A 25,479-nucleotide genomic window follows, 5' to 3' on the forward strand; every position below is an offset into this window, starting at 1 on the left:
CCTCTCTCAGCTGATGTTGTGCGCGGGCCCCGGCGGTCAGGACCCCGCGCGGGTCCAGGTCCAGCTGCCGGCGGGCGCGTCGATGCTCACGTCGCCACCCGAACGGGTCACCGTGAACACCGTCTCCGCGGCCGAGTCGTGCGCCGGCACCCGCACGACCGTGTCGCCGTCCGAGCCGGGGAACACCCGCAGCTCCAGCCCGTCGACGTAGTCGTACTCGGCGACGTCGCTGCGCGCGCCGACCGGGATCACCGCGCCCTCGCGGACGTAGAGCGGCAGCGAGTCGAAGCCGTGCACCTCGCGGCGCCACTCCCCCGCCGAGTCGGTGCTCTCGCCCGTCCACCAGCTGGTCCAGCGCCCGCGCGGCAGGTAGAACTCGACCGACCCGTCGGGGGTGAACACCGGCGCGACCAGCAGGTCGTGCCCGAGCATGTACTGCGTGTCGAGGTGCGCCGCGTTGCGGTCGTCCTCGAACTCAAGCGTCATCGGCCGCATCACCGGGGTGCCGGTGCGGGCCGCCTCCGCCCCCGCCGCATAGAGGTAGGGCATCAGCGAGAGCTTCAGCCGGGTGAACAGCCGGGTGACGTCGACCGCCTCCTCGTCGAACACCCACGGCACCCGCACCGAGGACGAGCCGTGCAGCCGCGAATGCGAGGAGAGCAGGCCGAAGGCGAGCCAGCGCTTGAACACGCCCGGGTCGGGCGTGCCCTCGAAGCCGCCGATGTCGTGCGCCCAGAAGCCGAAGCCGCCGAGCGCGAGCGAGAGCCCGCCGCGCAGGGTCTCGGCCATCGAGACGTAGGAGGAGGTGTTGTCGCCGCCCCAGTGCACCGGGAGCGCCTGGCCGCCGACGGTGGCACTGCGGGCGAAGAGCGCCGCGCGGCCCGCGCCGAGCTCCTCCTCCAGCACCTCGAACACCGCGCGGTTGTAGAGCTGGGTGTACCAGTTGTGCATGCCCTCGGGGTCCGAGCCGTCGGACCAGGCCACGCCCTCGGACGGGATGCGCTCGCCGAAGTCGGTCTTGAAGGAGTCGACGCCCTGGCGGACGAGGACCCGCAGCTTGTCCTGGAACCAGCGGGTCGCCTCCAGGTTGGTGAAGTCGATCAGCGCCATGCCGGCGACCCACAGGTCCCACTGCCAGACGTCGCCCGCGGTGGTGCGCAGCAGGTAGCCCTTCTCGCGGCCCTCCTCGAAGAGCGCCGAGGCCTGGGCGATGTAGGGGTTGATCCAGACGCAGGTGTGCAGGCCGCGCTCGTGCAGGCGGGCGAGGATCCCCTCCGGGTCGGGGAAGGTGCGCGGGTCCCACTCGAGGTCGGTCCACTGGAACTCGCGCATCCAGAAGCAGTCGAAGTGGAAGGCCGACAGCGGCAGCTCGCGCTCGGCGAAGCCGTCGATGAAGGAGTTCACCGTCTCCTCGTCGTAGCTGGTGGTGAAGCTCGTGGTGAGCCAGAGGCCGTAGCTCCAGGCGGGGACGATCGCGGGGCGGCCGGCCAGCCCGGTGTAGCGGCGGAGCACGTCCTTCTTGGTCGGGCCCTGGATCACCAGGTACTCGAGCGCCTCGCCGCCGACGGAGAACTGCACGCGCTCGACGGTCTCGGAGCCGATCTCGAAGGAGACCAGTCCCGGGTCGTTGATTAGGACGCCGTAGCCGCGGCTGGAGAGGTAGAAGGGGACGTTCTTGTAGGCCTGCTCGGAGGAGGTGCCGCCGTCGGCGTTCCAGACGTCGACGGTCTGGCCGTTCTTCACGAACGGGCCGAAGCGCTCGCCGAGGCCGTAGACGAGCTCGCCGACGCCGAGGTCGAGCTGCTCGTGCAGGTAGGCCTTCCCGTCCGGGCCGGTGAGGTAGCCCTCGGCCTTGTGCCCGGAGCCGGTGAGGCGGGTGTTCGTCGCGGTGTCCCAGAACTCGAGCGACCAGGGCGCGCCCTGCGCGACGCGGACCTCGAGGTCGCCGGTGCGCAGCACGCCGCCGTTCTCGGTGAGGCTCGCCTCGCCGACCGCGTCGTCGACCAGGTCGAAGCCGCGGCGGGTCGCGGTGCCGCGCCAGTGCTCGATCCGGACCTTCGCGACGCCCTCCGCGGGCGAGGACACGGTGACGGTGAGCGTCGGCCGGTTCAGCACGTCGCCGCGGCCCTGGATCACCTTGGTCGGGGCGATCACCTCGAGCGAGGTGCCGTGGGAGCGGATGTCGTACGCCTCCTGCGCGAAGAGGGGCGTGAATCCGGCCCTCGTCTGCCAGAACCCGTCGGTGAACTTCATGGGTGGTGCCTTTCTGATGGGGAGGCCGATGCCGGGAGCGAGGTCGAAGCGCTTCGATTCCCGGCCGGGCGCGCCGAGGGGATCAGCGGCGCGGGCCCCGGTGGAAGGACCCGCGCCGCGGTGAGAAGGGGCTACTTGACCGCGCCGGCGGTGATGCCGCGGGTCAGGGTGCGCTGGAAGATCAGGAAGAAGATCAGCGTCGGCAGCAGGCCCAGCAGGGCGCTCGCGCTGGTCGTCGTGACGTCCATGATCTTGTCGCCCTGGAGGCTGGAGATGGCGATCGGGACGGTCTGCGTCGCGTCGCTCACCAGGAAGACCAGCGGGATGAGGAACTCGTTCCAGGTCCAGATGAAGAAGAAGATCATCAGCACCGAGAGCGTCGGCCGCGAGATCGGCACGATCACCCGGGTGAGCACCTGCCACTTGGAGGCGCCGTCGAGCGCCGCGGCCTCGAGGATCTCCTTCGGGAAGGTGCCGTAGACGCTGGAGAGCAGATAGGTGCCGAACGCCGACTGGATCACGGTGAAGATGATGATCACCGAGAGCTGGCTGTCGTAGATCCCGACCGCCTTGAACATGTAGTACAGCGGGTAGAGCAGGGCCTCCTGCGGCAGCATGTTCGCCAGCAGGAACAGGATGATGATCCAGCTCCGGCCCTTCACCCGGCCGATGCCGATCGCGTAGGCGTTGAGGACCGAGAGGGCGACCGCGAGGATCGCGACCGAGCCCGAGATCAGGATCGAGTTGCCGAGCTTCTCCGGGAAGTTCACCCGCTCCCAGAAGGTCGAGAGGCCGTCGAAGGAGAGGCCGGTCGGGAAGGCGAGCGGGCCGCCCACGGAGTACTCGGCCGGGGTCTTGAACGAGTTGAGCAGGATCAGCAGCACCGGGCTGATGATGACGAGTCCGATCACGACGGCCACGACCAGGATCGCCCAGTCGCCGAGAGTGCGCTTGGTCGCGCCCTTCGAGGCCTTGGGCGCCTTCTTCGGCGTGGTCAGATCGGTGTCGTCGGTTCCGGCCTGGGTGAACGGCAGGGCTTCGATGGCCGACATCAGCGGGCTCCTTCGCTGCGCTCGACGCGCTCCTGCGCGCGGATGAAGAGGACGGCCAGGATCACGATGACGATGGTCAGCGCGGTCGCGATGGTGGCGCCGTAGCCCACCTGCTGCTTCTGGAAGAACTCGGTGTAGGAGTAGTAGCTCGGCACGATGGTCGAGTCGCCCGGGCCGCCGCGGGTCAGCGCGTAGATCGGGCCGAAGACCTTGAGCGCCGCGATGGTGCAGGTGAGGGTGACGACGAAGACCTCGGGCCGGATGATCGAGATGGTGATCCAGCGGAAGCGCTGGAACCAGTTCGCGCCGTCGAGCTCGGCGGCCTCGTAGAGCTCGGGGTCCACGCGCTGCAGGGCTGCCATGAAGATGACGACCGGGTAGCCGAGCTGCACCCAGATCATCACGACCATGATCGAGAGCATCGCGGTGTCGGGCTTGCCCAGCCAGTCGTGCGCGAGCGAGCCGAGGCCGACCGCCTCGAGGATCGAATTGAGGGCGCCGTTGTCCGGGCGGAGGATCCAGCCGATCACGATGGCGGCGATGACCGTCGGCAGGATCTGCGGGAGGTAGTAGGTCGCGCGGAGGAAGGAGGCGATCCGGCCGCCGAACTTCTTGCCGACGAGATCGAAGAGGATCGCGGCGAGGAGGAGGCCGAGGATCGTCGGCACGATCACCATCGCGATGATCATGTAGACGGAGTTGAGGAACGAGGTCCAGAACTGGTCGTCGCCCATCAGCTCGATCCAGTTGTCGAGCCCGATGAAGATCGGCGGCTTGATGCCGCGCCACGACGTGAAGCTGATGTAGATGTTCCAGATCAGCGGGATCAGCACGATGAACACGAAGAGCACGAAGCCCGGGATCAGGTACAGCCAGTAGCCGCCGGAGCGCTTCTCGCGGGGCGGCTTCTCCGCTGTGGGAGGCGGCGGGGCGCTCTCCGCGCGACGCGGAACGGTCGTCGTCATGGGTACTCCTTGAACGTGTGCTGTCGTGTGGGGGCGGCGGAGCCTGGGGTGACGCGAGATGCCACTTGTGCACGGCTTTCACGGCGTGTCGCGTGCACAAGTGGCATCTCGCGGAACGGGACGACCTTGCGGTTACTTGATGTCGGCCACGCCGTCGTCGTACTTGCCCTGCAGCTCCGTCAGCATTCCGCTGGGGTCGACCGAGCCGTTGATGAGCTCCTGCGAGGCGGCGACGAGGTCGTCGTAGAAGGTGGCGGTGGGCCAGTCCGGGTAGAAGGAGAGCTGGTCCTCGTCGACGACCGTCTTCCACTGCGAGAGCAGCGCCTTGCTCTTCTCGTCGGTGATCGCGGTCTCGTCGACGACCAGCGGGATGCCGCCGTTGTTGCCGATGAGGTTCTGGATCTCGGGGCGCATCGTGATGTCGATCCACTTGTAGGCGAGGTCCTTGTTCTTCGCCGTCTCGGGGATGACCCAGTGGTTGCCGGCGGAGCCCATCGTGAACTCGGCGCCCGGGAAGAGGAAGGTGTCCCACTCGAAGCCGGTGATCTCGGTCTTGAAGCGGCCGAACCACCACGAGCCCGAGAAGAAGATCGGGTACTCGCCCGAGATGAAGGCGGTGCCCGCGTCCTCCGCCTTGAGCCCGGAGGCGTCGGCAGAGAAGTAGCCCTTGTCGACGTAGGTCTGCAGCTGGTCGGCCGCGTAGCTCCAGGCCGCGTCCTCGAAGTCGACCTCGCCGGTGTAGGTCTGGTAGTCGGTGATCCACTGGCGGTCGGCCTTCAGCAGCGCGAGCTGGTAGAAGAGCTGCTGCAGCGGGTACTCCGCGCCGGCCTCGGCGAGCGGCGTGATGCCCTTGGCGACGAAGGCGTCGAGCACGGCGGTGAACTCGTCGTAGGTGGTGGGGACCTCGAGGCCGTTCGCCGCGAAGACGTCCTTGTTGTAGTAGACGAACGTGAACTCGCCGTAGTTGGGGATGCCGTACCAGGAGCCGGAGCCCATGATGCCCTTGTCGTCGTACTTGGCCGTGGTCTGCAGGGCACCGGGGATCAGCTTGTCCCAGCCGTAGAACTCGACGGCCTCGTCGAGGTTGGTCAGCAGCCCCTGGCTGGAGAGCAGGCCGCTGGTCGCGTTGCCCTTGTTGTACTCGACGACGTCGGGTGCGGAGTTGGAGTTGAAGATCTGGCTGGCACCGGTGCGCAGCTGCTCGAAGGCCTTGAACTCGTAGGCGATCTCGGCGCCGGTCTCCTTGGTGAAGATGTCGCGGGCGGCGAGCCAGGCGATGCCGCGGTCGCTGTCGGGGGTCTCGAAGTCCCACATGGTCAGGGTGCGGCCGGCACCGTCGACGTCGGTGGCGAGGGCGTCGGAGCCGGCGTCGGAGCCGCCTCCGGAGCAGGCGGCGAGCGCGAACATCGCGCCGATGCCGACACCGCCGGCGATCAGGCCGCGGCGGCTCAGGGAACCGACGGTGGCGGCGGAGGGGCGGTGGAAGGCGGTGCGGGGACGAAGCGACATAGCGGGAGTTCTCCTTCAAACGGTGCCGCGGGGCTGTGGACGAGGGCTGTGAGTGGTGGATCGTGCGAGTCGAAGAGCGCTCTCTGAGACCGGCCGAGCTGTCGAAGCGTTTCGACGATCGGCGCGTTGAGCGCGGAGGCGATGAGGATTGGGAGGGGTCAGGGAGCGGCCGGCACCGGGGCGCCGGTCGCGGCGAGCGCGACGGAGCCGCGGTCGACGTAGTGGGGCGGGAGGAGGTCGACGCCGGTGGTGCGGCCGGAGTCGATCTGCTGGAGGGTGCGGGCGACGGCCGCGCGGCACATCGCGTCGAACGGGAGGGGGATGCTGCTGACCGGCACCGGGAGCGCCGCGCCGTCGTAGCTCGCGCAGGCCGCGAGGACCGAGAGGTCGCCGGGGATCGAGAGGCCGCACTCGACGAGGCGCTCGATCGCCGCCTCCGCCACCGGCTCGTTGCAGTGCAGCACGAGGGCGGAGACCGGGGCGGTGAGCAGCGCGTCGACCGCCGCCGACGCGCTGGCGCGGCCGATGTGCGGGCGCTCGACACTCAGGGCGAGGCCGAGGGCCGCGCACTCCGCCTCGAAGGCGTCGTCGAAGCGACGGACGAAGCCGGCGTTGCGGTCGGTGTACGACTGCGGGTGCTCGATCAGGCCGATCGAGCGGTGGCCCTGCTCGGCGAGCAGGCGGACGCTGCGGCGGGCGGCCTCGGCGAAGTCGAGGTCGACGCAGGCGAGGTCGTGCGCGTCGGCCGGGACGCCGATGAAGGTCGCCGGGACGCCGGCCGCGCGGATGAGGGCCGCGCGGTCGTCCTCGTCGTCGACGCCCATCAGGACGACGCCGTCGACGAGCGAGGAGGAGGAGACCCGGGCGATGCCGCTGGAGGCCTCGTCCGTGACGAGGAGGAGGACGTCGTAGTCGGACTCGCGGGCCCGCTCGAGCACCTCGGTGACGAAGCGCATGTGGGTGGGCAGGTGCAGCTCGCCGCGCATCGGCGCCGAGAGGGCGAGGATGTGGGTCCGCGCTCCGGCGAGCATGCGGGCGCCGGCGTGCGGCCGGTAGCCCAGCTGCCGGACGGCCTCGTCGACCCGCTGGCGGGTGGAGGCGGCGATCGAACGCTTGCCGGAGAGGGCGTAGGAGACGGTGCTGATCGAGACTCCGGCCACGCGGGCGACGTCGTGGATGCTCGCCATCGTTCCTCCTGCCGGACCTCGTCGTCGGTGCCCGGCCGCTCCGCCCTGCTCGGGAGAGCAGTGCTTCGAAACGCTTCGACCGGGTTGCTGCTGAGCACTGTACGCACAGTCGAAACGCTTCCGCAAGGAATTCGTCGGGCCACGCCACATATCGTCGCGAGACGTCGCGTCGATCGAGGGGCACAGTGTCGCGAGACGTCGCGTCGATCGAGGAGCACCACCGCGCGACACGTCGCGACGACCGTTGCGCCGCACGCCGCCGATCGATATGTTGGGCGCAACAACAATTCGGCGACGTCGCCGGAAAGGATTCGGATCAATGTCCCTGACCCCCACCCGCGCCGACAAGTTCTCGTTCGGCCTCTGGACCATCGGCTACAACGGGACGGACCCGTTCGGCGGCCCGACCCGCAAGCCCCTCGACACCGTGCACGCGGTCGAGAAGCTGAGCGAGCTCGGCGCCTACGGCCTCACCTTCCACGACGACGACCTCTTCGCGTTCGGCTCGACCGACGCCGAGCGCCAGACCGAGATCGACCGCCTCAAGGGCGCGCTCGAGTCCACCGGCCTGATCGTCCCGATGGTGACGACCAACCTCTTCAGCGCCCCGGTCTTCAAGGACGGCGGCTTCACCTCGAACGACCGCGACGTGCGCCGCTTCGCGCTGCGCAAGGTCCTCCGCAACATCGACCTCGCCGCCGAGCTCGGCGCGCAGACCTTCGTGATGTGGGGCGGCCGCGAGGGCGCCGAGTACGACTCCGCCAAGGACATCCGCGCGGCCCTCGAGCGCTACCGCGAAGCCGTCAACCTGCTCGGCGACTACGTCACCGACAAGGGCTACGACATCCGCTTCGCGATCGAGCCCAAGCCCAACGAGCCCCGCGGCGACATCCTGCTGCCGACCCTCGGCCACGCGATCGCGTTCATCGACTCGCTCGAGCGCCCCGAGCTCGTCGGCGTGAACCCCGAGGTCGGCCACGAGCAGATGGCGGGCCTGAACTTCACGGCCGGCATCGCCCAGGCGCTGTACCACGGCAAGCTCTTCCACATCGACCTCAACGGTCAGCGCGGCATCAAGTACGACCAGGACCTCGTCTTCGGTCACGGCGACCTGCACAACGCGTTCTCGCTCGTCGACCTCCTGGAGAACGGCGGCCCCGGCGGCGTCCCGGCCTACGACGGCCCGCGCCACTTCGACTACAAGCCCTCGCGCACCGAGGACGAGACCGGCGTCTGGGACTCGGCCGCGGCCAACATGCGCACCTACCTGCTGCTCAAGGAGCGCGCGGCGGCCTTCCGCGCCGACCCCGAGGTCCAGGAGGCGCTCGCGGCGTCGAAGGTCGGCGAGCTGTCGACCCCGACGCTGAACGAGGGCGAGTCGTACGACGACCTGCTCGCGGACAGCGCGTCCTACGAGTCGTTCGACACCGACGCGTACCTCGGCGGCAAGGGCTTCGGCTTCGTCCGCCTGCAGCAGCTCGCGACCGAGCACCTGCTCGGCGCGCGCGGCTGACCCACCCGGCCGCTCCCGCGGTTCACCGCGGGACGTCCTGAGACGGACGGGATCCTCTGCCTCGGCAGGGGGTCTCGTCCGTTCTCGCATGCCGGGGTGACGGCTCCGGCCCTCCCCCGCATCTCCTCCGCGGAGGCACCGCCTCCGCCCTTCCACTCGACGGTGGCACCGCCACCTCGCCCCGACTTCAGCGGAGGCCGCGCCTCCGCACCCGCCACAACGAACGGAGACGGCGATGACGCTCGTCGCAGGGATCGACTCGTCCACCCAGAGCTGCAAGGTGGTCGTCCGCGACCTCGACACGGGAGCCGTGGTCCGCACCGGGCGCGCCGCGCACCCGGACGGGACCGAGGTCGACCCGGCCGCGTGGTGGGAGGCGCTGCAGGTCGCGCTCGCGGACGCGGGCGGACTCGACGACGTCGCCGCGATCTCGGTCGGCGGGCAGCAGCACGGCATGGTCGTGCTCGACGCGGACGGGCAGGTGATCCGGCCCGCGCTGCTCTGGAACGACACCCGCAGCGCCGGCGCGGCCTGCGAGCTGATCGAGGAGCTCGGCGCCGACGCCTGGGCCCAGCGCACCGGCACCGTCCCGGTCGCCTCCTTCACCGCCACCAAGCTGCGCTGGCTGCGCGACGCCGAGCCGGAGAACGCGGCGCGCGTCGCGGCCGTGGCGCTCCCGCACGACTGGCTGACCTGGCGCCTGCTCGGCTACGGCCCCGACTCCGCGCGCGGGGCGCAGCTGGACGCGCTGACCACCGACCGCTCCGACGCCTCCGGCACCTCGTACTGGGGCGCCGACGGCTACGACCTCGACCTGCTCGAGCGCGCGCTCGGCCACCGGGCGCTCCTCCCCCGCGTGCTCGGCCCGTCGGAGCAGGCCGGCACGACCGAGAGCGGTCTCGTCGTCGGTCCCGGCGCGGGCGACAACGCCGGCGCGGCGCTCGGACTCGGTGCGGGTCCCGGCGACGTCGTGGTGAGCATCGGCACCAGCGGCACGGTCTTCGCGGTGACGGAGGACCCGGTGCGCGACGCCTCCGGGACGGTCGCGGGGTTCGCGGACGCGAGCGGTCGGTTCCTGCCGCTGGTCGCGACGCTGAACGCGGCGCGAGTGCTGGCCTCGACGGCCGGGCTGCTCGGCAGCGACTTCGACGCCTTCTCGGCGCTCGCGCTCGAGGCGGAGCCGGGCTCCGGCGGCCTCGTGCTCGTCCCCTACTTCGAGGGCGAGCGGACGCCGAACCTGCCCGACGCGACGGCGAGCCTGCACGGGATGACGATCGCGTCGACCACGCGGCCGAACCTGGCGCGCGCGGCGATCGAGGGCATGCTCTGCGGCCTCGCCGACGGCCTGGACGCGGTGCGGGCGCAGGGCGTCGAGGCGCGGCGCATCCTGCTGATCGGCGGGGCGGCGCAGAACAGCGCCGTGCAGCTGGCGGCCTCGCAGGTCTTCGACGTGCCCGTGGTCGTGCCGACGCCGGGCGAGTACGTCGCCGACGGCGCCGCGGTGCAGGCCGCCTGGGCGCTGACCGGCGCGCGCCCGACCTGGGAGGTCACCTCCCTCGCCGAGCCGGCGCCGGACCACCGCCCGGTCATCCGCGAGCAGTACGCGGCGGCCCGCGCCTGACCCGCGCGCAGAACATCAGCTGAGAGTCCGTCTCATCGCCCATGAGCGATGAGGGCGGCTCTCAGCTGATGTTCTGGCGGAGGGCGGGTCTCGATACGCGCTCCGCGCTGCTCGACCAGCATGGAAGACACATGCTGATCGAGTAGGGCGCGCAGCGCCCGTATCGAGATCCCCTCGTCAGCTCGTCAGACCGTCGACGTACTCCCGGTTCTCCGCCAGCCACGACTCGAGGGCCGCGTCCTGGTCGTCGGCCCCCTCGTTGAACAGGGCGTTCTCGAGCGAGTACAGCGTGTCCGAGTCCATCCGGAAGTCGCGCAGCCAGCTGCTCAGCGTCGGGAAGTCGCTGTCGAAGGACGCGGAGCCGAAGGCGTGGATCCCCTCGGCCTCGCCGAGCAGTCCCTTCGGGTCCTCGAGGTCCTTCACCGGGAACGCGTCGTAGGCCCAGTGCGGGCGCCACAGCGTCACCGCGATGTTCTCGCCGGCCGCCGTCGCGCTGGAGAGCTCCTGCAGCATCGCGGGCGTGGACGAGGTGAGGTACTCCATCCCCTCCAGGCCGTAGCCGGGGATGACCGCGTCGGTCGTGATCCCGTTCAGCCCCGAGCCGGGCTCGATGCCGACGAGGCGGTTCCCGACCACCTCGGGGTTCGCCGCGAGCTCCTCGAGGGTGTCGATCGGCGCGTCCTCGTTCACCGCGATGGTGAGCTTCGCGTCGTCGTTCCAGGCGCCGAGGTCGACGATCCGGTCGCCGTACTCGTCGAGGTAGTCGCCATGGGTGATCGGCAGCCAGGTGTCCAGCGCCAGGTCGTAGTCGCCGCTGGCGAGACCCGAGAAGCCGGGCGCCACGTCGATGCTCTGCAGCGTCACGTCGTAGCCCTCCTCCTCGAGCACCGCGCCCCAGAGCCGCGACGCGGCGATGCCCTCGTCCCAGCCCTGGAAGACGGCGAGGGTGACGTCGGTGCGGTCGCCGTTGTCGACGGCCGCGGTGGTCGCCGGTCCGGCGACGGCCGACGCGCCGAGCGACGCGACGACGCCGACCGACACCGCGGCGATCGCCGTGCGGGTCGCGACGACGGCCTTGCGGCTGCTCGCCCGGGCGACGCGGGCCGGCGACGGGGCGCCGAGGGCGCTCGTCATCCGGTCGAGGATGATCGCCAGGATCACCACCGCGATGCCGGCCTCGAAGCCGAGCGCCACGTCGATCCGGCCGATGCTGGCCACGACGTCCCCGCCGAGACCGCCCGCGCCGACCATGCCCGCGATGACGACCATCGAGAGCGAGAGCATGATGACCTGGTTGAGGCCCGCCAGGATCGACGGCAGCGCGAGCGGCAGCTGGATCTGGCGGAGGATGCGCCACTTCGACGAGCCGAACGACTCGCCCGCCTCGACCAGCTCGGAGTCGACACCGCGGACGCCCAGCTCGGTGAGCCGGACGCCGGGCGCCATCGCGAAGACGATCGTCGCGACGATGCCCGGCACGACGCCGACGCGGAAGAGGATCAGCGCCGGAATGAGGTACACGAACGCCGGCATGGTCTGCATGAAGTCGAGGACCGGGCGCAGGATCGTCGAGGCGGTCCGGTTGCGGGCCGCGAGGATCCCGAGCGGCACGCTCAGCGCGATCGCGACGGCGGAGGCGACGAGCACCAGGGCGAGCGAGTCCATCGCGTTGTCCCACTGGTCGACGCTCGCGATCAGCAGGAGCCCGACCGCGGAGCCGAGCCCGAAGACCCAGCCGCGCGCGGCGTAGGCGAGCACCGCGATCAGGGCGATGACGACCCAGAACGGCGGGGTCGCCAGCACGAAGTCGACACCGGTGTAGGCGGCGCCGAAGACCGTGCGGAGCAGGTCGAAGACCGGTTGGAAGGTCTGCGTCAGCAGGTCGACGACGTTCTCGGCGGCGGCGCCGAGCGGGAGGCGGAGGTCCGGGTTCATCGCACGCCCCCCTCGCTCGCGAGCACGGCGTCGTCGACGGGGCCGCCGGTCGCGTGCAGGGTCGCGGTGACCATCTCGGTGGGGAGGGTCGCGGGCGGCTCGACGAGCGGCAGGCCGCCGGTCTGCGGGCCGAGATTGCCGAGGGCCGCGAGCAGCGTCACGCGCGGGATCGCGCCGAGGAGCCGCCCCGCCTCGTCGACGACGGCCACCGGCAGCGCCGACTCGACGGCCGGCTCGATGATCTCGCTGAGCGCGGTGTCCGGGCCGACGCTGACGACGGCCTCGGTGACGACGAGCGAGAGGTCGGTGGTGCCCGCGCGGACCTGCTCGATCACGTCGCGGTCGCGGACGGTGCCGAGCAGCCGGCGACCGGCGCCGACGACGAAGGCCGCCGCGGTCTGCTGGTCGCGCATGGTGCGCAGGGCGGCCCGGGGGCCGGCGGCGAGCGTCACGACGGAGCGCGCCGCCTCCATCACGGCGGACGCGGTGAGCACGCGGGCCCGGTCGACGTCCTGCACGAATTGGGCGACGTAGTCGTTCGCCGGGTCGGTGAGGATCTCCTCCGGGGTGCCGATCTGCACGATCCGGCCGTCGCGCATGACCGCGATCCGGTCGCCCAGGAGCATGGCCTCGTTGAGGTCGTGGGTGATGAAGACGATGGTCTTGCCGAGCTCGTGCTGCAGCTCGATCAGCTGCTCCTGCATCTCGCGGCGGATGAGCGGGTCCAGCGCCGAGAACGCCTCGTCCATCAGCACGATGTCGGTGTCGGCGGCGAGCGCCCGGGCGAGTCCGACCCGCTGGCGCATGCCGCCGGAGAGCTCGTCGGGCATCTTCTCGTGCCAGCCGGCGAGGCCGGCCCGCTCGACCGCGAGCAGCGCGCGCTCGCGGCGCTCGGCCGCCGGCACGCCCTGGATCTCGAGCGGGTAGGCCACGTTGTCGAGCACGGTGCGGTGCGGGAGCAGCGCGAAGTGCTGGAAGACCATCGAGATCGAGGAGCGGCGGATGCGGCGCAGCTCCTTCTCCGGGACGCCGGTGATCGTGGTGCCCTCGATCAGCACCTCGCCCGCGGTCGGCTCCTGCAGGCCGTTGAGCATGCGGATGAGCGTCGACTTGCCGGAGCCGGACAGCCCCATCACGACGAAGATCTCGCCGCGGCGCACCTCGAAGGAGGAGTCGATCACCGCCGCGGTGCCCTGGCCCGCGAGGTCGGCGCGGTCGGCGCCCTGGCGCAGCCGCCGCACGACCTCGTCGGGGCGGCGGCCGAAGACCTTGAAGAGGTTCCTCGCCTCGAGGGCCGGGCCCTCCCGCTCGAGGGTGGCGGTGGCGGCTCCGTTCCCGGGCTCGCTGATGTCCTGCTGATTCTGCTGCACGTGCACTCCGTCGGCGCGCAGGGACGCATCCCTGCACTCTCATCTCGTGGTGCCGGGTCGGATGCGGGGGACGACCGTCTCTCCAGCCGCCGCGGGCGTCCCGCCGCAGTGAGCGGAGGGGGCGCGGAGGCGATTCCGGTTCGTCCGGGAGGCGACCACGGGGCCGCCTCGCGCACCCGTTGACCGTACGCTCGCGGCACGTCGGGGAGGACGCCGCACGAGCGCGGACCGATTCATCGGGGTCTCGAGGACCGCCGTCCAACGTAGCCGCGGGTGTCCGCGCGGACAAACGGCGGGCCTGCGGAAAGGCGCTCCACAACGATGCAGAGCCGGGCTATGGGCTGACGTCGGTGCTGGTCAGGGCGGGTTTCCGCACCGTTGCCCGATCGTTACCCGCCGATGCCCGCTTGCGCCCGGATGTTCGAGCGGCTCGCGCAGCGGGCGTATCGAGATCCCCGGCCGTCAGTCCGTCGTCTCGCCTGCCGGCCCGGACGGGGCCGCGACGCCGACGCCGCTGACCGGCTCGCCCTCCCAGGAGACGAGCGACCACTCCGAGCCCGAGCCCTCGAGGACCACGACGCCGGTGTTGTCGAGCAGGTGGTCGGCGATGAAGTCCGCGTCGAGGTCGAGCGAGCGCATCCCGGCCCAGCAGCGGATGGCGGCGCCGTGGCTGACCAGCGCGACGACGTCGTGGCCGGTCGCCTCCGCCTCCGCCACCACCGCGTCGTAGCGGGCGGCGAACTCGTCGCCGGTCTCGCCGCCCGCCAGCCGCAGCGAGGTCTCGCCACCCGCCCAGCGGAACACCGTGCCCATGTACTCCTCGACCGCGCCCTCGTCGCCGCGCATCTCCAGGCCCGCGGCCGCGATCTCGCGGATGCCTGCGCGCTCGACCGGTTCGAGCCCGAGCGCGGCGGCCAGGGGCGCGGCCGTCTCGTGCGTGCGCCGCATGGTCGAGACGAAGAGCGCGCCGATCGGCTCGTCGGCGAGCGTCGTCGGCAGCGCCGCGGCCTGGCTGCGGCCGAGCTCGGTGAGCCCGGGGCCGGGGATGCGGGTGTCGAGGATGCCGTCGACGTTGGAGGGGGTCTGGCCGTGGCGGATCAGGAGGAGGCGCATCCGTCCACGCTACCGGCGGCCGCCGACACGGCTGCTGAGCGGGCGGCCGTCTCCGCCGTTGCTGCGATCGCCGCCGACTGCCACGATGAGCCCGGACGGACCGCCCGGGCCCGCGCGAAGGAGACTCCCATGGCTGACGGCTTCACGAAAGAGGAGCGCGCCGCGATGAAGCAGCGCGCCGCCGAGCTGCGCGAGGAGGCGAAGCGCCAGAAGAGCGCCGACAAGACCGCCGCGGAGAAGGCCGACGCGGAGGCGGCGATCGCCGCGATGACGGACGTCGAGCGTCCGATCGCGCAGATGCTGCACGAGGTCGTGGCCGCCGAGGCCCCCGAGCTGCTGCCGAAGACCTGGTACGGCTTCCCCGCCTACGCGCGCGCCGACGGCAAGGCGATCGTCTTCTTCCAGCCGGGCGCGAAGTTCGGCACCCGCTACTCGACCCTCGGCTTCCAGGACGGCGCGCAGCTCGACGACGGCACGATCTGGCCGACGGCCTACGCGCTCACCGCGGCCGACGACGCGACCCGTGCCACGGTCGCCGCGCTCGTGCGCCGCGCGGCGGGCATCGCCTGACGGCTCCTGCTGATCGAGTAGCCCGCGGAGCGGGCGTATCGAGATCCACCACCGTCTGCACCTGAGTCTGCAGACCCGCCCTGCTGGTGACGGCGGGTCTCGATACGCCCCTGGCGGGGCTACTCGACCGGCATGACGCGGCGCAGCCGCGTCCCTTTCGCTCACCACCGAGATGCGAAGCGGCTTCGCCGCTCGATACGCGGGCCTGCGGACGGCTGCTCGACCAGCATGTTCCGACCGGCGCCGTCCTGTCCGCGACCGGCAGGCGTCGCCGCTTCAGCGCAGCAGCACCGGCCCCGCGTCGACCGCGAGGCGGAACAGCGAGTACGGGTAGGTCCGCAGGTCCGTCCCGCCCTGGTAGTCGGCCTGCCGGTGCAGCTGGTTGGCGGTGACGTAGAGGTGCCCGTCGGTCGCGAGCGACATCGTGTCGGGCCAGAGCAGGCGCTCGTCGTGCACGAGGGTCTCGATGGTGCCGTCGGTGCGGCGGCGCACGATCGCGTTGTTCTCGTAGCTCGTCGCGTAGAAGCGACCCCGGTCGTCCGTCTCGAGTCCGTCCGCCCCGCCGCCCTTGTCGCCCTCGTCGACGACCGTCGCGGCGGCGTCCTCGTCGGAGACGCCGCGGTCGACGAGCGCGTCGGTCGCCACGCTGTACCAGCGCCGCGAGGCGAGCGGGCAGTACCAGAGCCGCTCGCCGTCGGCCGAGATCGCGATGCCGTCCGCGCCCATCGTCACGGGCTCGGGGTCACCGTCGGCCGGCCGCTTCATCAGCACCCGCCCCTCGGCCATCGGCACGAGCTCGGGCGGCGTCAGTGCCTTGGTGCTGGGGTGCTCGTGCAGGCGGCGCCAGGCAGTGCCGGACTCGAGATCCACGACGATGATCCCGTTCGGCCCCGAATCGGCGGAGTCGGTGATGTAGGCGATCCCGCGCCCTAGATCGAAGCGGATGTCGTTCAGGTAGGTCGTCGGCAGCGCGACGTCCGGCTCGAGGACGATCACCTTCTCGACCGTGTCCGTCGCCAGGTCGACGCAGACGAGCTTCGGCCCGCCGCGCTTCGTCGGCTGGAACAGCGGGCTGCCCGTGTCCAGGATCCACAGCCGGTCGGCCGGATCGACCACGATGCTCTGCACCGAGACCAGCGCCTCCGCGTCGTCGTCTCCGTCGGGCGAGTTCCACGCCTCGTCCGGGAACGGCACCGCGACGCCGTCCCGCAGCTCCACGACCGTCGCCGGCACCTCGTCGCCCCACTTCGGGAAGTTCACGAAGATCCGGCCGGTGTGCGACACGCTCACACCCGTCGGCATCGGCCCCTCGGTGAACTCGTGCACGAGCTCCAGCTCGCCCAGTGGCTCGTCGACCGGGCGCGTGCCGCGCGATTCGTCGTCGTCCTGTCCCCAGAAGCCCATCGTCCGTCCTCTCGTCGGTGCCCGCGGTGATGCGTAGCGGTGCTGATGGGGCGAGCCGTCGCGCCGGTCGTGCGCCGGTGCGCGTCCCGCCTGCCCCTCCATCGTCGGTCCGCCCCCGCTCCGCTGGCGAGGTGCTGGCCATCCCGCTGTCGAGCGCCTACCCTCCCGCCCACCGCCGCTCCCCGCCCCGCCGCTCCCCCGCCCACCTCCGCTCCCCCGCCCACCTCCGCTCCCCCGCCCACCGCCGGCACGCGGAAACAACTCCGGCACGCGAGCACTCCGCAGACTCGCGAGCCCGACCCCGATCGACGAGCCGAAGCTCCGGCCCGTCACTTCCGGTACGCGGAAACACCTCCGGCACGCAGGTTCCTCGCGATTGCGCGAGCCTGACTCCGTTCCGCGAGCCGGACCTCCGGCCCGTCACTTCCGGCACGCGGAAGCACCTACGGCACGCAGGACCCGCGCGATTCCGCGAGCCTGACTCCGTTCCGCGAGCCCGACCTCCGGGCGCCGCCTCCGGCACGCGGAAGCACCTCCGGCACGCCGGAACGCTGCGAAACGACGAGCCCGAGGCCGTTCCGCGAGCCGAAGCTCCGACCCGCACACCTCCGGCACGCGAGAACACCTCCGGCTCGCCGAACTCCCGCGATTCCGCGAGCCGGACGGCGTTCCGCGAGCCGGAGGTCGCCCCGGCGCACGCCGCGCTCGGCGCCGCAGAACGACGGGCCCCGCGCTCCCCCGCGGCCGAACCGCCGCCCTAGACTCGGCACGCGGTCCTGTCCGCAGCTTCACCGATGGAGGTGCACGGTCGTCACCGCGTCCGGCTCGCTGCCCGCCTGGGCGGGGTCGCTCGCCGCGCGCCGCTGGCGGAGCCACTCGCGGCTCTTCGCGCTCGTCCTCGCCGTCGCGGTCCTCGCCGGCTCCGTGCTCTGCGGCGCGCTCCTGCTCGTCCGCTCCTCCGAGCAGGCCGGCGTCAGCGGAGCGCTGACCTCTCTCGGCTCGGAGCGGGTCGACGTCACCGTCCGCGTCCTCGGCCCGGGCGGCACCGTCGCGGATGCGCGGGCGGCCGCCGACACCGCGACCCGGGAGGCCTACGGTGGCGGCGTCGCCTGGACGAGCAACGGCTGGGCGAGCTCCGAGTGGGCGACGACCGCGGAGGGCGTCTACTCCTACCTCGTCGAGCTCGACGACCCGGCCACCGACGCCGTCCTCACCGCGGGCGCCTGGCCGACGGCCGCCCCCGGCGTCGCCCTTCCCGAGATCGCCGCCCGCTCCCTGGGACTCGCCGTCGGCGACACGATCACCCTCGGCGACGAAGCCCCCCTCCGGATCGACGGCCTCTACTCCGCGTCGCGCGACTCCGCGACGTACTGGGAGAACGACCCGCTGCTCGCGCAGGGCGACGCGCAGGACTTCCCCGAGCCGAACCGCTCCTTCTACAACCCCGTCCACGCCGTCGGTCCGCTGATCACCGCACCGGGCGGACTGGACGCCTCCGGCCTCGTCGCCGCCCAGCTGGAGGCGGTCGAGAGCCCGGAGTTCCCGAGCACCGGAGTCGAGGGCCTCGCCGAGCTGCGCGCCGCCGCCGGGGACGCGGACCTCGAGATCGCCCGGGCCGTCCCGCATCAGAACGGCTCGCTGTTCGTCGACACCGAGCTGCCCGCCGCCCTCGACGACGTGGCCGACGGCCTCGCCGGCTCCCGCGCCGCGGCCCTGGTCGTCGCGCTGCTGCTGGCCGTCGTGCTGATCGTCTGCGCCCGCGCCGTCACCGGGCTGCTCGCCGAGGCGCGCCGCGAGGAGATCGAGCGGCTGCGCGAGCGCGGCGCGACGCCCCTGCAGCGGATCGGCGCGGTGGCCGTCGACGGCCTCGCGGTCGCCGGGGTGATCGCCGCGCTCAGCCCGTGGGGCGGTGTCCTGCTGCACGCGCTGGTCGTCTCCGCGCCGCCGCTCGACGCCGCGGGCCTCCCCCGCTGGGTGCTGCCGGACGCCGCCGCCCTGCTCTGCGCCGCCGCGGTGGCGCTCGTCGTCGGCGTCCTCGTCGCCCTGCCGCCCGCGCCGGCCGCAGGCGAGGGCCCGCTCGCCGCGGCCGGCCAGACGATCCTCGTCGTCGTCGCGGCCGTGCTGGTCTGGCGCGCGGCGACCGGCGGCACCGAGCGCGGCGACCTCCTGCTCACTCTCACCCCCGCGCTGCTGCTCGGCGCGATCGCCGTGGTCGGCGCGCGGCTGGCGGAGCTGTGCGCGCGGCCGGTCGCAGCCGTCGCCGTCCGCTCCCGCGGCGCCGTCGCTCCGCTGGCCGGCTGGTTCGCGGCACGCGGGAGCGGCCGCTCGACCGGCATCGTGCTCGTCGCGCTCACCGTCGGCGCCTCGGTCGTGGCGCTCGGTGCGAGCGCGACCTGGCAGCAGGGCGTCCGCGACGAGGCCGCGGTCGCCCTCGGCGCTCCCGCCCGGTCGTCGGTCTCGGCCGACGGCGCGCCCGTGCTCCGCCGGCAGAGCCTGGTGGCGAAGGAGGCCCCGCCCGGTCTCGGGAGCGAGGGACCCGGCGCGGCGGCGCAGATCCTCGCCCTCGACGCCCGCGCCCGGCAGCTGCTCGGCGCGGGATCGGGTCCGGTCCCCCACGCGGGCGGCGCCGACATCGCCGGGGAGCTGCGCGTCGAGGACCGCGTCGACACCGGCCCCGCCCTGCCCGCCGGGACCACCGGGCTCCAGCTGCTCGCCGCCCTCGACGCGCCGGAGGGGCTCGAGGTGCAGGTGTCGGCCGCCGTGGAGGACGAGCGCGGGCGGATCGACATCCTGCCGCTCGGCGCGCTGACCTCGCCGACCGAGCCGGTGCCGCTGGCCACCGCGGAGGGAGCGATCGACCCGGCCGCGTCGCTCCGCCTCGTCGCCCTCACCGCGACACTGCGCGACGTCGAGACGGACACCTTCGTCACCGTCGACGTCTGGCTCGAGTCGCTCGCCACGCTGTCCGCGGGCTCGGACACGCCTGTCCCGCTCGCGCTGACCGACGCCGCCGAGTGGGCCGGCTCGCGCCAGGACACCGGCCGCCGACCGCCCGAGGTCGCGGTCACCGCGACCGGGGTGCGCCTCTCGATCCTGACCCAGCTCTCCTCCGCGCCGACCACCTACGGCGCCGTCGGCTGGGACCCGGAGGAGCCGGTCGGCGCTGTCCTGCCCGAGGCGCTCGCCGACGACCTCGACGTCCTGGCGGGGGCCGCGGTCACCGCTTTCGTCGCGGGCACCCCGGTCTCGCTGCGCATGGTCGGCGACACTCCGGAGGTGCCGGGAGCCGCGACCTCCGACGATCTGGCGTCGCTCGCGGCCGGGCTGCCGTCCAGCCCGCGATCCGACTCGACGATCGTGGTCGACGGCCGCGCGCTCGCGCACCGGCTGGTGCAGGCCGACGCCTTCGGCAGCCTGGTGGACGAGTACTGGTCGGCACAGGCGCCGGACGCGGCGGGCGCGACCACCGCGGACGAGCCCGAGACCGTCACCGCCGCCGACCTTGCCCGCCTGATGCAGGAGGCGCCGCTGCGCGCCGAGATCCCCGCCGCCTCCGCGGTCGTCGTCTGGGCGAGCCTGCTGCTCGCGCTCGCCGGCTTCTCGGCCCGGGCCGCCGCGGTCGCCCGCGCGCGACGCCTCGAGGCGGCGCAGCTGCGGGCGATCGGGCTCTCCCGGCGCGGGACGCTCGCCGTCCTCTCGGCCGACACCGCCGCGACCGCGCTGGCCGGCGTGCTCGTCGGACTGGCCGGCGGCTGGGCCGTGCTGGCGCTCACCGGCAGCCGCCTCGCCGCGGGCGCGAGCGGCCGCCCGGTCGAGCTGGTGGTGCCGTGGCAGGCCGTCTCGCTCCTGCCGCTGGCCCTGCTGCTCGCCCTCGCCGCCGTCTCGGCGGCCCTTGCCCTCGCCCAGCGGCGCCTGCCGCTGTCCGAGCTGCTCCGGCAGGGGGCGGACGGATGACCGCGTCCGGGCGCCCGAGCGCCGCCGCCCGCCCGGCGCAGGCCACCGCCGCCCCCTCCCCAGCCCGCCGCACCGACGGCCTCCGCGCCGTCGGCGCCGCCGCCTTCCTGATCGCCCGCCGTGCGCGTCGCGACCTCGTCGCCCTGCTCGGGATCCTCGTGCTCACCGCCCTGACCGCCGCCCTCGCGGTCGCCGTGCCGCACCAGCTGCGCACCACCCTCGACGCCGCCGCGGTCGAGGCGGTCAGCGCAGCCGGGAGCGACGCCGACCTCCGCCTCCTGAGCACCGTCGCCGACGTCTCCGGCTACGACACCACCACCTCCGAGCGCCTGCTCGCCCTCGCCGACGAGCTCCCCGAGCGCCTGCCCGCGCCGCTCCTCGACGTCGTCCGGAGCATCGACACCGCGATCCTCGGTCCGGAGGAGCCCGCGCGGATCCCCGCCGGCGACGCCGTCGTCCGCGTCGGCGTCCTGGATCCGGCGGCCGCCGACGGCATCCGGCTGGTCGCCGGCGAGCTGCCGGCCACGGAGCACCCGGGCGACCCCGCCCCGGTCGTCGTCTCCTCGGCGAGCGCCGCCGCCGCCGGGCTCTCGGTGGGCGACGCGATCGAGGGCGCCTCCCGCGGCGGCGGCCCCTCGCTCCGCATCACCGGCGTCGTCGAGCCCGTCGACCCCTCCGCCGCTGCATGGACCGATCTGCCCGGCCTCTGGCAGCCCGGCACCTCCGGCAGCAGCGGCGGCGAGCCTCAGCCCGTCGTCGTCGCCCTCACGAGTCCCGTCGTCTTCGACCGGATCGGCCTGCGCCTGCAGGAGCCGGCCGTCGGCACGATCCGCGTGAGCATCGATCCCGCGCGCTTCGACCTGGCGCGGACCGAGACCGTGCGCCGCGAGATCGACGCGCTCGCGACCTCGACCTCGACGCTCACCGAGGGCGCTCCGCTGAGCGTCGCCGCGGAGTCCGGCTACGAGGAGGCCCTCGCCTCTCTCCCGCCCGCCGCCGCGGCCGCCACCGCGCAGCTGTCCACCCTCGCCGCCGGGCTGCTCGGCGTCGCGGTGCTGGTGACCGGTCTCGCCGGCACCGCGCTCGCCCGGCGGCGGCGGCCCGAGATCGCGCTTGTGCGCTCGCACGGCGCCTCCCTCGGCCTGCTCGGGAGCCACGCGGGCCTCGAGTCGCTGATCGTCACCGCCCTCGGCACCGCGCTCGGGCTCGCGACCGCCGCCGCCCTCGGTGCCCCGCCGGAGTCGCCGGGCCTGCTGATCGCCGTCGCCGCCGTCCTCGTCGCCGCGCCCGTCGTCGCGGTGCTGCGTCCGCTGCTCCGCCCGCCGCGCCGGGCTCGCGTACTGCGCCTCGCCGGGGCCGGCCTCCTCCTGGCACTGGCCGTCGCCGCGGTCGCGGCGCTGCGCGGCGGGGCGCGAGCGAGCGGCACCGGCCTCGACCCGCTCGCCCTCGTCGCCCCCGTGCTCTGCGCGGCGGTGATCGCGCTGGCGCTGGCGCCGCTGCCGACTGCCCTGCTCGCCCCGCTGCGCCGCGCGGCCGCGGGCACACGCGGACCCGGTCCGCTGCTCGCCGGTGCAGGCGCCCAGGAGGGCCGCTCGGTGCTCACCCTCGCGACCCTCGTGCTCGCCGCGAGCGCCGCCCTCACCTCCCTGGTGCTGCTGCAGACGGTCGCGGCGGGTCAGGAGGCGCTGTCCTGGCGCACCGTCGGGGCGGACGTCCGGGTCGACGACGCCGCCGACGGCCCCGCGCTGGCCGCGACCCTCGCCGCCGGCGGAGCGGTCACCGCCGCGGTCGGCGTGCTCGACGCGGTCGAGGTCCGCAGCCCCACCGCCGCCCTCAGCGCGACCGTGCTCAGCGTCGACGACGACTACGCCGACCTGCTCGCCGCGCTGCCCGACGACCAGCCGCAGCACGCCTCCGCCGAGGCCGTCCGCGCCCTGGTCGCCACCGGCCCCGCCGAACCGGTGCCCGTCTTGGCCGACGCGCGGCTGACCGCCTCTCTCGGCACCGAGCCGTTCGGCCTGGTGGTGGACGACGTGCTGCTGCGCGCCGTGGTCACCGGCGAGCCGATGACGCGCCCGGACTGGATCGACAGGTCCGTCCTCGTGGTCGATCGCGAGGCGCTGGCCGCCGCCGTCACCGCCGCGGGCGGCGACGCCCCCGCACCGCCCGGCACGGTCCTCGCCGTCGGCGACGTCGATCGCACGACCCTTCCGAATGGCACGATCGTCCGCCCCGAGGTGCTGGAACGGCAGCGTGACTCCGCCCTCGTCGCCGGCGTCGCGGACGCGACCGGGCTCTCTCTCCTGGCCACCGCCGCGCTCGCCGTCCTCGCCCTCCTGGTCACGACGGTCCTCGGCGCACGCCGGCGCGGCGGGACCCTCGCCCTGCTCAGCGCGCTCGGCGTCCCCGGTCGCGCGCGGCTCGTCCTGGCGGCCGGCGAGCTGGTCCCGGCGGTGCTGAGCGGAGTGGTCGGCGGAGCGATCGCCGCGGCCGTCGTCCTCGCCGCGGCCTGGCCGGCCTTCGGCGTGGAGACCCTCGTCGGCGGCGACGCGGCCCTCTCGATCCCCTGGCCGCTGCCCCTCGGCCTGCTCGGCGCGGCCGCCGCGGCCCTCGCGCTCGCCCTCGCGGTCGACGCCCCGCTCTCGCGCCGCGTGCGCACAGCCGACATCCTGAGATCCGGAGAGGAATCATGAGCACCAGCAGCGCAGGAAGGACGCCGAGAGCGGACCTCCCCGGTGGCGCACCCGGATCAGCAGCTGCCGGCGCGCCCGGCCCCACCAGCACTCTGCTCCAGACGCGCACCGGCGAGTTCGGCGGCGAGGCGCTGATCGTCTGCGACGCCCTCGTCCGCGTCTTCCGGGCCGGCGGCGTCGAGGTGCAGGCGCTGCAGGGCCTCGACCTCCTCGTCGGCGCGGGCGAGGTGCTGGCGATCGTCGGTGCGTCCGGCTCCGGCAAGTCGACCCTGCTCGGCATCCTCTCCGGACTCGACGCTCCCACCGCCGGCCGCGCCCGCCTCGACGGCCACGACCTCTCCGCCCTCCGCGGCGCGGAGCTGGTCCGCTACCGCCGCTCGAGCGTCGGCTTCGTCCGCCAGCAGTCCGCGAAGAACCTGCTGCCCGCGCTCACCGCCGCCGAGAACGTCGCCCTGCCGCTCGCCCTGGCGGGGCGCGGCCGGCGCGAGCGGGCGGCGAAGGCCCACGAGCTGCTCGGGATGCTCGGCCTGGCCGAAAAGGCCGACCGCCGGCCGGCCGCGCTCTCCGGCGGCGAGCAGCAGCGCGTCTCGATCGCCGTCGCCCTGGCAGGCTCGCCCCGCGTCCTGCTCGCGGACGAGCCGACCGGCCAGCTCGACGCCCGCACCGGCGACGAGGTCTTCGCCGCCCTCCGCGCGGTGAACGAGTCGCTCGGCTGCACGATCCTGATCGTCACCCACGACCCCACCGTCGCCGGCCAGGTGCAGCGCGCGGTCGCCATCCGCGACGGCCGGATCTCCTCCGAGACCCTCCGCCGCGACGAGCTCGACGCGAGCGGCGGCACCACCACCTCGGAGGAGGAGTTCGCCGTCCTCGACCGGGTCGGCCGGCTGCAGCTGCCCGCCGAGTACCGCGACGCGCTGAGGCTCGAGGACCGGGTGCGGCTGACGCTCGAGGGCGACCACGTGCGCGTCTGGCCCGAGCACCGCGGACCGGACGCCGACACCGACGCCGAGGAGCCCCCGCGATGACCGACGTGCTCGTGGTCGAATCCCTCACCCGCACCTTCCGCACCCCGGCCGGCGACGTGACGGCCCTCCGCGACGTCTCCTTCCGGATCCCGCGCGGCCAGATCGTCGCGCTCTCCGGCCGCTCCGGCTCCGGCAAGACGACGCTGCTCAACTGCATCAGCGGCCTCGACGTGCCCACCTCCGGCACCGTCCTGCTCGACGGCGAGCCGGTCACCGGCCTCGACGAGGCGGCCCGCACACGTCTGCGCCGCGACTCCCTGGCCTTCGTCTTCCAGACCTTCGGACTCCTGCCGCACCTGACGATCGCCGAGAACGTCGGCCTCCCGCTGCGCCTGCGCCGCGAGGAGCCGGCCCGCCGGGACGTGCGCGTCGCCCACCTCCTCGACCTGGTCGGGCTCGCCGGCCGCGGCCGCTCCCGGCCGGGCGAGCTCTCGGGAGGCCAGCAGCAGCGCGTCGCGATCGCCCGCGCCCTCGCCGCCTCGCCGCGGCTCCTGATCGCGGACGAGCCGACCGGCCAGCTCGACGCGGCGACCGGCGCGGCGATCATGGACCTCATCCGCGCGGTCGTGCACGCCGAGTCGGCGACCGCCCTGATCGCCACCCACGACGCCTCCGTCCAGTCCTCGGCCGACCGCGTCCTCCGCATCAGCGAGGGCGCGCTCGCCACCCGCGGCCGCCATGCCGCCCCCGGCACCAGCCCGGACGACGCGCCGACCCCGCCCGCCTGAGCCTCCGCCCGCCCCACCTCCGGCACGCGGAACCACCCCCGGCACGCCGGAACGCCGCGATCCGACGAGCTCGACTCCGTTCCACGAGCCGAACCTCCGCCCGCCCCACCTCCGGCACGCGAAACCACCCCCGGCACGCCGCAACCCCGCGATCCCGCGAGCCCGACCCCATCCCACGAGCCGAACCTCCGCCCGCCCCACCTCCGGCACGCGAAACCACCCCCGGCACGCCGGAACGCCGCGATCCGGCGAGCCCGACCCCAGCCCGCGAGCCGAACCTCCGCCCGCCCCACCTCCGGCACGCGAAACCACCCCCGGCACGCGGATACCCCGCGATCCGACGAGCCCGACTCCGTTCCACGAGCCGAACCTCCGCCCGCCCACCTCCGGCACGCGGAACAACCCCCGGCACGCCGGAACCCCGCGATCCGACGTGCCCGCCCCCGTTCCACGAGCCGGAGCCCCGCGCACCCCCGCGTCCCCCTGAGAGCGGTTCCGCCCCGCGGGAGACGTAAGGTGTGCTCACACGCGCCCGCGGACGGGCGGGCCCCGCATCGCAGCGGCACCCGCGTCCCTGCGACGAA

16 protein-coding genes are annotated in these 25,479 nt (G+C 73.5%); 7 read left to right on the forward strand and 9 right to left on the reverse strand.

Annotated elements, in window-relative coordinates:
* Positions 1 to 36 precede the first annotated feature (36 nt).
* The 5 genes from yicI to EDF35_RS17450 all read right to left on the reverse strand — a co-directional run bounded on the left by yicI (position 37) and on the right by EDF35_RS17450 (position 6,966).
* The gene (gene yicI / locus EDF35_RS17430; protein ID WP_133963260.1) at positions 37 to 2,253 is read right to left on the reverse strand and encodes an alpha-xylosidase; all 2,217 of its coding nucleotides are present in this window, start codon (positions 2,251 to 2,253) and stop codon (positions 37 to 39) included.
* Positions 2,254 to 2,384: 131 nt separating this feature from the next.
* Complete coding sequence (locus EDF35_RS17435) at positions 2,385 to 3,305, reverse strand: carbohydrate ABC transporter permease (protein ID WP_123447719.1); 921 nt, start codon at positions 3,303 to 3,305, stop codon at positions 2,385 to 2,387.
* Positions 3,305 to 4,270, reverse strand: coding sequence for a sugar ABC transporter permease (locus EDF35_RS17440; protein WP_123447720.1), 966 nt, complete (start codon positions 4,268 to 4,270; stop codon positions 3,305 to 3,307). The genes EDF35_RS17435 and EDF35_RS17440 overlap by 1 nt, the downstream gene beginning before the upstream one ends.
* Positions 4,271 to 4,402: 132 nt before the next feature.
* Positions 4,403 to 5,779: an extracellular solute-binding protein gene (locus tag EDF35_RS17445; RefSeq protein WP_243582285.1), complete on the reverse strand. Its 1,377-nt coding sequence runs from the start codon at positions 5,777 to 5,779 to the stop codon at positions 4,403 to 4,405.
* Between the two features lie 158 nt (positions 5,780 to 5,937).
* Positions 5,938 to 6,966 carry a LacI family DNA-binding transcriptional regulator gene (locus EDF35_RS17450; protein ID WP_166674154.1) on the reverse strand — a complete coding sequence of 343 codons (1,029 nt, stop codon included), beginning with the start codon at positions 6,964 to 6,966 and terminating at the stop codon, positions 5,938 to 5,940.
* 319 nt (positions 6,967 to 7,285) lie between these two features.
* Here EDF35_RS17450 and xylA point away from each other — a divergent pair, with 319 nt between their 5' ends.
* Complete coding sequence (gene xylA, locus EDF35_RS17455; RefSeq protein WP_123705231.1) at positions 7,286 to 8,479, forward strand: xylose isomerase; 1,194 nt, start codon at positions 7,286 to 7,288, stop codon at positions 8,477 to 8,479.
* A 235-nt stretch (positions 8,480 to 8,714) separates the two neighbouring features.
* Positions 8,715 to 10,100, forward strand: a complete 1,386-nt coding sequence (gene xylB / locus EDF35_RS17460; RefSeq protein ID WP_133963262.1) for a xylulokinase — start codon at positions 8,715 to 8,717, stop codon at positions 10,098 to 10,100.
* A gap of 177 nt (positions 10,101 to 10,277) precedes the next feature.
* Here xylB and EDF35_RS17465 read toward each other — a convergent pair whose 3' ends face one another.
* From EDF35_RS17465 to EDF35_RS17475, 3 genes are all read right to left on the reverse strand, one after another.
* Positions 10,278 to 12,035 carry an ABC transporter permease/substrate binding protein gene (locus EDF35_RS17465; RefSeq protein WP_133963263.1) on the reverse strand — a complete coding sequence of 586 codons (1,758 nt, stop codon included), beginning with the start codon at positions 12,033 to 12,035 and terminating at the stop codon, positions 10,278 to 10,280.
* Positions 12,032 to 13,384 (reverse strand): glycine betaine/L-proline ABC transporter ATP-binding protein, encoded by a 1,353-nt coding sequence (locus tag EDF35_RS17470; RefSeq protein WP_243840053.1) that lies wholly within the window; start codon positions 13,382 to 13,384, stop codon positions 12,032 to 12,034. The genes EDF35_RS17465 and EDF35_RS17470 overlap by 4 nt, the downstream gene beginning before the upstream one ends.
* 483 nt (positions 13,385 to 13,867) lie before the next feature.
* The gene (locus EDF35_RS17475) at positions 13,868 to 14,518 is read right to left on the reverse strand and encodes a histidine phosphatase family protein (RefSeq protein WP_133963264.1); all 651 of its coding nucleotides are present in this window, start codon (positions 14,516 to 14,518) and stop codon (positions 13,868 to 13,870) included.
* A gap of 129 nt (positions 14,519 to 14,647) precedes the next feature.
* Here EDF35_RS17475 and EDF35_RS17480 point away from each other — a divergent pair, with 129 nt between their 5' ends.
* Positions 14,648 to 15,088: a hypothetical protein gene (locus EDF35_RS17480; RefSeq protein WP_123705235.1), complete on the forward strand. Its 441-nt coding sequence runs from the start codon at positions 14,648 to 14,650 to the stop codon at positions 15,086 to 15,088.
* A 276-nt stretch (positions 15,089 to 15,364) separates the two neighbouring features.
* Here the strand turns inward: EDF35_RS17480 and EDF35_RS17485 are convergent, their stop codons facing one another.
* Positions 15,365 to 16,492 (reverse strand): L-dopachrome tautomerase-related protein, encoded by a 1,128-nt coding sequence (locus tag EDF35_RS17485; RefSeq protein WP_133963265.1) that lies wholly within the window; start codon positions 16,490 to 16,492, stop codon positions 15,365 to 15,367.
* Positions 16,493 to 17,416: 924 nt separating this feature from the next.
* Here EDF35_RS17485 and EDF35_RS17490 point away from each other — a divergent pair.
* From EDF35_RS17490 to EDF35_RS17505, 4 genes are read left to right on the forward strand one after another with little or no spacing between them, the layout of a single operon-like run.
* Positions 17,417 to 20,446 (forward strand): FtsX-like permease family protein, encoded by a 3,030-nt coding sequence (locus EDF35_RS17490; protein ID WP_133963266.1) that lies wholly within the window; start codon positions 17,417 to 17,419, stop codon positions 20,444 to 20,446.
* Positions 20,443 to 23,139, forward strand: a complete 2,697-nt coding sequence (locus EDF35_RS17495) for a hypothetical protein (protein WP_133963267.1) — start codon at positions 20,443 to 20,445, stop codon at positions 23,137 to 23,139. The genes EDF35_RS17490 and EDF35_RS17495 overlap by 4 nt, the downstream gene beginning before the upstream one ends.
* Positions 23,136 to 24,167 carry an ABC transporter ATP-binding protein gene (locus EDF35_RS17500; protein ID WP_133963268.1) on the forward strand — a complete coding sequence of 344 codons (1,032 nt, stop codon included), beginning with the start codon at positions 23,136 to 23,138 and terminating at the stop codon, positions 24,165 to 24,167. The genes EDF35_RS17495 and EDF35_RS17500 overlap by 4 nt, the downstream gene beginning before the upstream one ends.
* Entirely contained in the window at positions 24,164 to 24,895 is a 732-nt protein-coding gene (locus EDF35_RS17505) for an ABC transporter ATP-binding protein (protein WP_133963269.1), read from the forward strand. Before EDF35_RS17500 ends, EDF35_RS17505 begins: the two co-directional genes overlap by 4 nt.
* Positions 24,896 to 25,479 lie beyond the last annotated feature (584 nt).

Origin of the sequence: Rathayibacter sp. PhB151, from assembly GCF_004366415.1 — a bacterium.
GTDB lineage: Bacteria > Actinomycetota > Actinomycetes > Actinomycetales > Microbacteriaceae > Rathayibacter > Rathayibacter festucae.

What these genes read in the sequence shown, in the direction of transcription:
- EDF35_RS17440 (WP_123447720.1), bottom strand. Translation starts at nt 4,270, where the DNA reads ATGACGACGACCGTTCCGCGTCGCGCGGAGAGCGCCCCGCCGCCTCCC.
- yicI (WP_133963260.1), bottom strand. Translation starts at nt 2,253, where the DNA reads ATGAAGTTCACCGACGGGTTCTGGCAGACGAGGGCCGGATTCACGCCC.
- EDF35_RS17495 (WP_133963267.1), top strand. Translation starts at nt 20,443, where the DNA reads ATGACCGCGTCCGGGCGCCCGAGCGCCGCCGCCCGCCCGGCGCAGGCC.
- EDF35_RS17445 (WP_243582285.1), bottom strand. Translation starts at nt 5,779, where the DNA reads ATGTCGCTTCGTCCCCGCACCGCCTTCCACCGCCCCTCCGCCGCCACC.
- xylB (WP_133963262.1), top strand. Translation starts at nt 8,715, where the DNA reads ATGACGCTCGTCGCAGGGATCGACTCGTCCACCCAGAGCTGCAAGGTG.
- xylA (WP_123705231.1), top strand. Translation starts at nt 7,286, where the DNA reads ATGTCCCTGACCCCCACCCGCGCCGACAAGTTCTCGTTCGGCCTCTGG.
- EDF35_RS17500 (WP_133963268.1), top strand. Translation starts at nt 23,136, where the DNA reads ATGAGCACCAGCAGCGCAGGAAGGACGCCGAGAGCGGACCTCCCCGGT.
- EDF35_RS17435 (WP_123447719.1), bottom strand. Translation starts at nt 3,305, where the DNA reads ATGTCGGCCATCGAAGCCCTGCCGTTCACCCAGGCCGGAACCGACGAC.
- EDF35_RS17485 (WP_133963265.1), bottom strand. Translation starts at nt 16,492, where the DNA reads ATGGGCTTCTGGGGACAGGACGACGACGAATCGCGCGGCACGCGCCCG.
- EDF35_RS17505 (WP_133963269.1), top strand. Translation starts at nt 24,164, where the DNA reads ATGACCGACGTGCTCGTGGTCGAATCCCTCACCCGCACCTTCCGCACC.
- EDF35_RS17465 (WP_133963263.1), bottom strand. Translation starts at nt 12,035, where the DNA reads ATGAACCCGGACCTCCGCCTCCCGCTCGGCGCCGCCGCCGAGAACGTC.
- EDF35_RS17480 (WP_123705235.1), top strand. Translation starts at nt 14,648, where the DNA reads ATGGCTGACGGCTTCACGAAAGAGGAGCGCGCCGCGATGAAGCAGCGC.
- EDF35_RS17450 (WP_166674154.1), bottom strand. Translation starts at nt 6,966, where the DNA reads ATGGCGAGCATCCACGACGTCGCCCGCGTGGCCGGAGTCTCGATCAGC.
- EDF35_RS17475 (WP_133963264.1), bottom strand. Translation starts at nt 14,518, where the DNA reads ATGCGCCTCCTCCTGATCCGCCACGGCCAGACCCCCTCCAACGTCGAC.